We start from the raw sequence: 6,946 nt of genomic DNA on the forward strand, positions 1-6,946 counted from the left end.
ATGACGACGAAGGACAGCAGCGGCGACGTCCGCCTCTCCGGAATCACCAAGACCTACGGCTCCTTCACCGCCGTACATCCGCTGGACCTGACCGTTCCGCAGGGCTCCTTCTTCGCCCTGCTCGGCGCGTCGGGCTGCGGCAAGACCACGACACTGCGGATGATCGCGGGACTTGAGGAGCCGTCGGGCGGCACCGTGTCGCTCGGCGACCAGGACGTGACCGCGCTGCCGCCGTACAAGCGGCCGGTGAACACGGTGTTCCAGTCGTACGCCCTCTTCCCGCACCTCGACATCTACGAGAACGTCGCCTTCGGCCTGCGCCGGCGGGGCGTCAAGTCGGTGAAGAAGCAGGTCGACGAGATGCTCGACCTGGTCCAGCTCGGCGAGCAGGCCCGCAAGAAGCCGCACCAGCTCTCCGGCGGCCAGCAGCAGCGCGTGGCCGTCGCCCGCGCCCTGATCAACCACCCCAAGGTGCTGCTCCTCGACGAGCCGCTCGGCGCCCTCGACCTCAAGCTGCGCCGCCAGATGCAGCTGGAGCTCAAGCGCATCCAGACCGAGGTCGGCATCACCTTCATCCACGTCACGCACGACCAGGAGGAGGCCATGACCATGGCCGACTCCGTCGCCGTGATGAAGGCGGGCCGGGTCGAGCAGCTCGGCGCCCCCGCCGAGCTGTACGAGAACCCGCGCACCACCTTCGTCGCCAACTTCCTCGGCACCTCCAACCTGATCGAGGCCGAGGTCGACACCAAGGCGGGCGACGAGATCGTCGTCAAGGCGGGCGGCGGCAAGCTCACGCTCCCCGCCGGGCGGTGCACCGCCTCCACGGAGACGGGCGGCAAGGTGCTGGTCGGCGTGCGCCCCGAGAAGATCTCCCTCGTCCACGCGGACGACGCCGGGGAGATCCCGGCCGGCCGCAACCGGATCACCGGCAAGATCGCCGACGCCAGCTTCATCGGCGTGTCCACGCAGTACGTCGTCGACAGTGCCGTCTGCCCCGAGTTCGCCGTGTACGTGCAGAACGTCGAGCGCGACGGCCGGCTCACCCCGGGCGCCGACGTCGTCCTGCACTGGAGCCCGGCGCACACCTTCGGGCTGGACGCCACCCAGGACATCGACGCGGGCATCGAGGAAGAGGCCGCCTGATGTCGACGCTCACCGAGGCGCCACCGCCGCTCGCGCCCGAACCGGTGAAGAAGCCGGCCCGCCGGCGCGGCCGGCTCACCCCGTACTGGCTGCTGCTGCCCGGCATCCTGTGGCTGATCGTCTTCTTCGCGCTGCCGATGGTCTACCAGGCCTCCACGTCCGTGCAGACGGGCTCCCTGGAGGAGGGCTACGAGGTCACCTGGCACTTCGCCACCTACTGGAACGCACTGACCGAGTACTGGCCGCAGTTCCTGCGCTCGGTGCTCTACGCGGGTTCCGCGACGATCCTGTGTCTGTTGCTGGGCTACCCGCTGGCGTATCTGATCGCGTTCCGCGCGGGCCGCTGGCGGAACCTGATCATGATCCTGGTGATCGCGCCGTTCTTCACCAGCTTCCTGATCCGCACACTCGCCTGGAAGACGATCCTCGCGGACGGCGGCCCGGTCGTCGGCGCCCTGAACACCCTGCACGTCCTGGACGTCACCAGCTGGCTCGGCATGACCGCCGGGGACCGCGTGCTGGCCACGCCGCTGGCGGTGGTGTGCGGGCTGACGTACAACTTCCTGCCGTTCATGATCCTGCCGCTGTACACCTCGCTGGAGCGCATCGACAGCCGGCTGCACGAGGCGGCGAACGATCTGTACGCCAAGCCGTCCACGACCTTCCGCAAGGTGACCTTCCCGCTGTCGATGCCGGGTGTGGTCTCCGGCACGCTGCTGACCTTCATCCCGGCCGCCGGTGACTACGTGAACGCCGATCTGCTCGGCTCCACCGACACCCGCATGATCGGAAACGTCATCCAGTCGCAGTTCCTGCGGATCCTGGACTATCCGACGGCCGCCGCCCTTTCCTTCATCCTGATGTTCGCGATTCTCGTCATGGTGACGCTCTACATCCGCAAGTCCGGGACGGAGGATCTGGTTTAAATGGCCTTCGTCAACTGGCTCAAGCGCCATCTCGTCGTCATCGCCGGGCTGTTCACGCTCGGATTCCTGTTGCTGCCCAACGTCGTTGTGACGGTCTTCTCCTTCAACAAGCCGAAGGGCCGTTTCAACTACGAGTGGCAGGAATTCTCCACGACCGCCTGGCGGGATCCGTGCGGGGTCGCCGACCTGTGCGGTTCGCTCTCCCTCAGCCTCCAGATCGCGCTGTGGGCGACCCTCGGGGCCACGCTGCTGGGCGCGATGATCGCCTTCGCCCTGGTCCGCTACCGCTTCCGCGCACGGGGCGCCATCAACTCGTTGATCTTCCTGCCCATGGCCATGCCGGAGGTGGTGATGGCGGCCTCGCTGCTGACGCTCTTCCTCAACATGGGCGTCCAGCTGGGCTTCTGGACGATCCTGATCGCGCACATCATGTTCTGCCTCAGCTTCGTCGTGACGGCCGTCAAGGCGCGTGTGATGTCGATGGACCCGAAACTGGAGGAGGCCGCGCGCGATCTGTACGCCGGCCCGCTGCAGACCTTCGTCCGGGTCACGCTGCCGATCGCGGCCCCCGGAATCGCCGCGGGCGCGCTGCTGGCCTTCGCGCTCTCCTTCGACGACTTCATCATCACCAATTTCAACGCGGGCTCGACCGTCACCTTCCCCATGTTCGTCTGGGGCTCGGCCCAGCGCGGAACGCCCGTTCAGATCAATGTCATCGGTACGGCCATGTTCGTCATCGCCGTACTGTTCGTACTGGCCGCCATGGCCATCGGCAGCCGCCGAAAGCGCCAGAAGGCGTAATGCACTCGTAGGGAGTTGAAATCATGGCCCCAAGCGCCATGAGCCGTGGCAACGACAACTGGACGAAGTCCCTTTCCGAAGCCCGGCCGGTCGCGTACTGGCTGGACGACCCCGGCAGGCCCCACCCCGAGCCAGCGCTGACCGGCGCCGAGACCTGCGACCTGCTGGTCGTGGGCGGCGGCTACAGCGGACTGTGGACCGCGCTCAATGCCAAGGAGCGCGACCCCGGACGGGATGTCGTCCTGCTGGAGGGCCGCGAGGTGGGCTGGGCCGCCTCCGGCCGCAACGGCGGCTTCTGCGCCGCCTCCCTCACCCACGGCCTGTCCAACGGCCTGACCCGCTGGCCCGGTGAGGTCCACAAGCTCCAGGAGCTGGGCGAGCGCAACCTCGACGGCATCGAGGAGGCGGTCGCCCGGTACGCCATCGACTGCGACTTCGAGCGCACCGGTGAGATCGACGTCGCCACCGAGCCCTACCAGGCGCGGGAACTGCGCTACTGGTACGAGGAGATGGAACGCGCGGGCCTCGCCGAGGGCGTGGAGTTCCTGGACGCCGAGGCGGTACGGGCCCAGGTCGACTCGCCGACGTTCCAGGCGGGCCTGTGGGACCGCCGCGGCGTCGCCATGCTGAACCCCGCCGGGCTCGCCTGGGGCCTCAAGCGCGCCTGCCTCGAACTCGGCGTGCGCGTCCACGAGAACACCCCCGCCCTCACCCTGAAGCCGTACGGCGCCGGAATGGCCGTACGCACCCCCTACGGCCAGGTCCGCGCCCGCAGGGTCGCGCTAGGCACGAACATCTTCCCGAGCCTGGTCAAGCGCGTCCGCCCGTACACCGTCCCGGTCTACGACTACGCCCTGATGACCGAGCCGCTCACCGCCGAGCAGCTCGGCGCGATCGGCTGGAAGAACCGGCAGGGCCTCGGGGACAGCGCCAACCAGTTCCACTACTTCCGGCTGTCCGCCGACAACCGCATCCTGTGGGGCGGTTACGACGCGATCTATCCGTACGGCGGCCGGGTGCGCGCCGAGTACGACGACCGCCCGGAGACCTACGCCAAGCTCGCCGGGCACTTCTTCACCTGCTTCCCGCAGCTTGAGGGGATCCGCTTCACGCACGCGTGGGGCGGCGCCATCGACACCTGCTCGCGCTTCTCTGCTTTCTTCGGCACGGCGCACGGCGGCAAGGTCGCGTACGCGGCCGGCTACACAGGCCTCGGCGTGGGCGCCACCCGCTTCGGCGCCGACGTGATGCTGGACCTGCTGGCGGGGGAGCGGACCGAGCGCACGGAGCTGGAGATGGTGCGCAAGAAGCCGTTGCCCTTCCCGCCGGAGCCGTTCGCGTGGACCGGTATCGCGCTCACCAAATGGTCGCTGGCCAGGGCGGACGCCCACGGTGGCCGGCGCAACCTGTGGTTGCGCGCCATGGACCGGCTGGGGCTCGGCTTCGACAGCTGAGGTGTGATCCGGTTCACTCGAATGGTGTGCCGGAAGCCGCGTAATGCCTGGGCCAGACCTCCCTCTCCCCCGTGACGCGACCAGCGTCGACGCGTAACGAGGGAGGTCTTCTCATGACTGGGGCGAAGACGGCGGTCGAGTGGCTCGCATCCGTCGCACCGGACCCCGAGGCCTGCCGGTGGGAATGGGAGCGCAATCCCCTGGGGGTCGCGCTGCTGCCCGCCGGCCGCGCCTGGGACGTACTGATCCTGCCGGGCGAGCTCGGCTATCCCACGCTCGACGTCCTGACCCGCATCCTCGACCAGCCCGGGCCGGTGCTCGTCCACTTCGGCGACGCCCGGTTGGGGTTCTTCGTACCGCCGGGCACGGCGTCGCGCTGGGTCGGCACGGGCATCCGCTCCGCCGGCGCCGGCACCTGGATCGTCGTCCCGTACCCGGGTCGTGCGACCGGCGGAGTGCGCTGGCTGTTCCCCCCGGACGGCTCGGGCACCCTGACGGACCCCACCCTGCTGGAGCTGGCGATGCACGAGGCGGCGGCGGGCCTGGCGACCGAGAGGGGAGAGGGAGGGGTGGCCGACCAGAACCCTTGACAAGAGCAATTGGTCTGGACCAAGTTGTGGGCGCTCCACCCTCCAATTCCTCCCTCCCTGGAGGCACTTGTGGACCTTCAGACCTCTTGCCCTGCTCGCCGCCGCGGCAGTGATGCTGTCCGGCGTCGCGGCGCTCTCGTCGGCCGCCCGTGCGGCCGACGCGGACCTCGCCCGCAACGGCGGCTTCGAGTCCTCTCTCGACGGCTGGACCTGCTCCGCCGGATCCAGAACGACCGTCAACTCACCCGTGCGCAGCGGCGCTTCCGCGCTGAAGGCGACCCCGGCCGGCGGGGACAACGCCCGGTGCGCGCAGACGGTGAGCGTGAAGCCCGACTCCTCCTACACGCTCAGCGGCCACGTCCGCGGCTCCTACGCCTACCTCGGCGCCTCCGGCACCGGCACGGCCGACGTCTCCACCTGGACCCAGTCCGCCCCCGACTGGCAGGCCTGGCGGCCTGATGACGTGGTCGATCAACTGGGACCGGTTCGCGAACTGGGAGTTCCAGCGGACGTTCGACGGCTACTTCGGCTGAGCATCCGCGTGTAGCACGTCAGCAGCGCCGCACAGAGGCACCAGCTGGCCACGACGTCCAGTGGCCAGTGGTAGCCGCGGCGGACCAGACCGCACGAGACGCCGAGCACCACGGCCACGCAGCCGGCGACCAGCGCGCGTCGCGCGGCCGGTGAGCGCAGCCGGGGGAGGAGGAGCAGGGCCGCGCAGCCGTAGGCGATCGCGGCGGTCGCGGTGTGGCCGGAGGGGTAGTAGCCGGTGGCCGGCGGGACCACCGGCGTACCGGGACGGTCGGTCAGTTCCTTCAGGGGGACGACGAGGGCGGGCACCAGCGCCATCAGGGCGACGGCGGCCGTGCCCGGCAGCCACCAGCGTTCCGCCCCCGCCTGCCGGGCCCGCCAGGCGGTGTACCCCGCGACCAGGACGAGGACGGGGACGGCCGCCGGGGCGTTGCCGAGATCGGCCAGGAGCTCGGAGATCCGGTCCGGCTGGACGAGCGCGCCGCTGACCCGCTCGTCCAGCCGCACCAGCGGGCCGTCGGCGACCACCTGCCAGGTGATCAGCGCGAAGAGGACGGCGGGCAGGGCGAGCAGCAGAGGGAACACGGGGACCAGCTTCGCAGGTGCCGCGGCAGTGGCGACCACAGGTCTCAACCACTGATGACGCCGGACACGCTGAAGGGCCGGCGCAAGGGGGGGTGTGCGCCGGCCCTTCAGGGGCGTACCGCTCCCAGGCGGCCGTCCGGACCGGAACGTCGCACGCCCCGGGGGGTTTGGGGCGGGCGACCGTCCGATCGGTGAGGAGATCCGGAGCCCAGGGCTCCGGCGGTGTGCGCGAGGGCACGACCAGGTCGAAGCTGGGGAGGCCTCGGCCTGTCACCCGCGGTTCCCCGCGAGTGGGGTGTATCTCTCAACTGAGAAGAACCTACGACAGGCTCAGCGGGTGCGACAGGCGGATTCCCGTCCCGCCATCCACCTCGCACACGTTCTTCACATGCCCTGTGCCTGGGGCGCAGGATGAACGCCCCCGCGCTCAGATGCGCGCGAACGCCTGCTCGATGATGTCGAGGCCCTCGTTCAGCAGGTCCTCGCCGATGACCAGCGGCGGCAGGAAGCGCAGCACGTTGCCGTAAGTACCACAGGTCAGGACCAGCAGGCCCTCGGCGTGGCACGCCTTGGCGAGGGCGGCGGTGGCCTCCGCGTTCGGCTCCTTGGTGGCGCGGTCCTTGACCAGCTCGATGGCGATCATGGCGCCCCGGCCGCGGACGTCGCCGATGATGTCGAACTTGTCGGCCATGGCGGCGAGGCGGCCCTTCATGATCGCCTCGATGTTCTTCGCCCTGGCGTTGAGGTCCAGCTCCTTCATCGTCTCGATCGCGCCGAGCGCACCGGCGCAGGCGACCGGGTTGCCACCGTAGGTGCCGCCCAGACCACCGGAGTGCGCGGCGTCCATGATCTCGGCGCGGCCGGTGACGGCGGCGAGCGGCAGGCCGCCCGCGATGCCCTTGGCGGTCGTGAT

At 69.8% G+C, this 6,946-nt stretch carries 7 protein-coding genes and 1 pseudogene; 6 read left to right on the plus strand and 2 right to left on the minus strand.

Going from position 1 to position 6,946, the window contains the following annotated elements; genetic code table 11:
• From AB0O67_RS06945 to AB0O67_RS06970, 6 genes and pseudogenes are all read left to right on the plus strand, one after another.
• Positions 1–1,146, plus strand: a complete 1,146-nt coding sequence (locus AB0O67_RS06945; protein ID WP_365446993.1) for an ABC transporter ATP-binding protein — start codon at positions 1–3, stop codon at positions 1,144–1,146.
• Positions 1,146–2,072, plus strand: a complete 927-nt coding sequence (locus AB0O67_RS06950; protein ID WP_365446979.1) for an ABC transporter permease — start codon at positions 1,146–1,148, stop codon at positions 2,070–2,072. The genes AB0O67_RS06945 and AB0O67_RS06950 overlap by 1 nt, the downstream gene beginning before the upstream one ends.
• Positions 2,073–2,873: an ABC transporter permease gene (locus AB0O67_RS06955; protein ID WP_365446981.1), complete on the plus strand. Its 801-nt coding sequence runs from the start codon at positions 2,073–2,075 to the stop codon at positions 2,871–2,873.
• A gap of 23 nt (positions 2,874–2,896) precedes the next feature.
• The gene (locus tag AB0O67_RS06960; protein WP_365446983.1) at positions 2,897–4,327 is read left to right on the plus strand and encodes an FAD-dependent oxidoreductase; all 1,431 of its coding nucleotides are present in this window, start codon (positions 2,897–2,899) and stop codon (positions 4,325–4,327) included.
• Between the two features lie 113 nt (positions 4,328–4,440).
• Positions 4,441–4,917 (plus strand): hypothetical protein, encoded by a 477-nt coding sequence (locus tag AB0O67_RS06965; protein ID WP_365446985.1) that lies wholly within the window; start codon positions 4,441–4,443, stop codon positions 4,915–4,917.
• 112 nt (positions 4,918–5,029) lie between these two features.
• Positions 5,030–5,362 (plus strand): annotated as a pseudogene (locus tag AB0O67_RS06970) (carbohydrate binding domain-containing protein); the annotation flags it as partial.
• A gap of 26 nt (positions 5,363–5,388) precedes the next feature.
• Here the strand turns inward: AB0O67_RS06970 and AB0O67_RS06975 are convergent.
• Positions 5,389–6,033, minus strand: coding sequence for a phosphatase PAP2 family protein (locus AB0O67_RS06975; protein WP_365446987.1), 645 nt, complete (start codon positions 6,031–6,033; stop codon positions 5,389–5,391).
• Between the two features lie 427 nt (positions 6,034–6,460).
• A partial coding sequence (locus tag AB0O67_RS06980) for an aminotransferase class III-fold pyridoxal phosphate-dependent enzyme (RefSeq protein ID WP_365446989.1) occupies positions 6,461–6,946 on the minus strand: 486 nt, incomplete at its 5' end.

This window comes from Streptomyces sp. NPDC086077 (assembly GCF_040686175.1).
Taxonomy (GTDB): domain Bacteria; phylum Actinomycetota; class Actinomycetes; order Streptomycetales; family Streptomycetaceae; genus Streptomyces.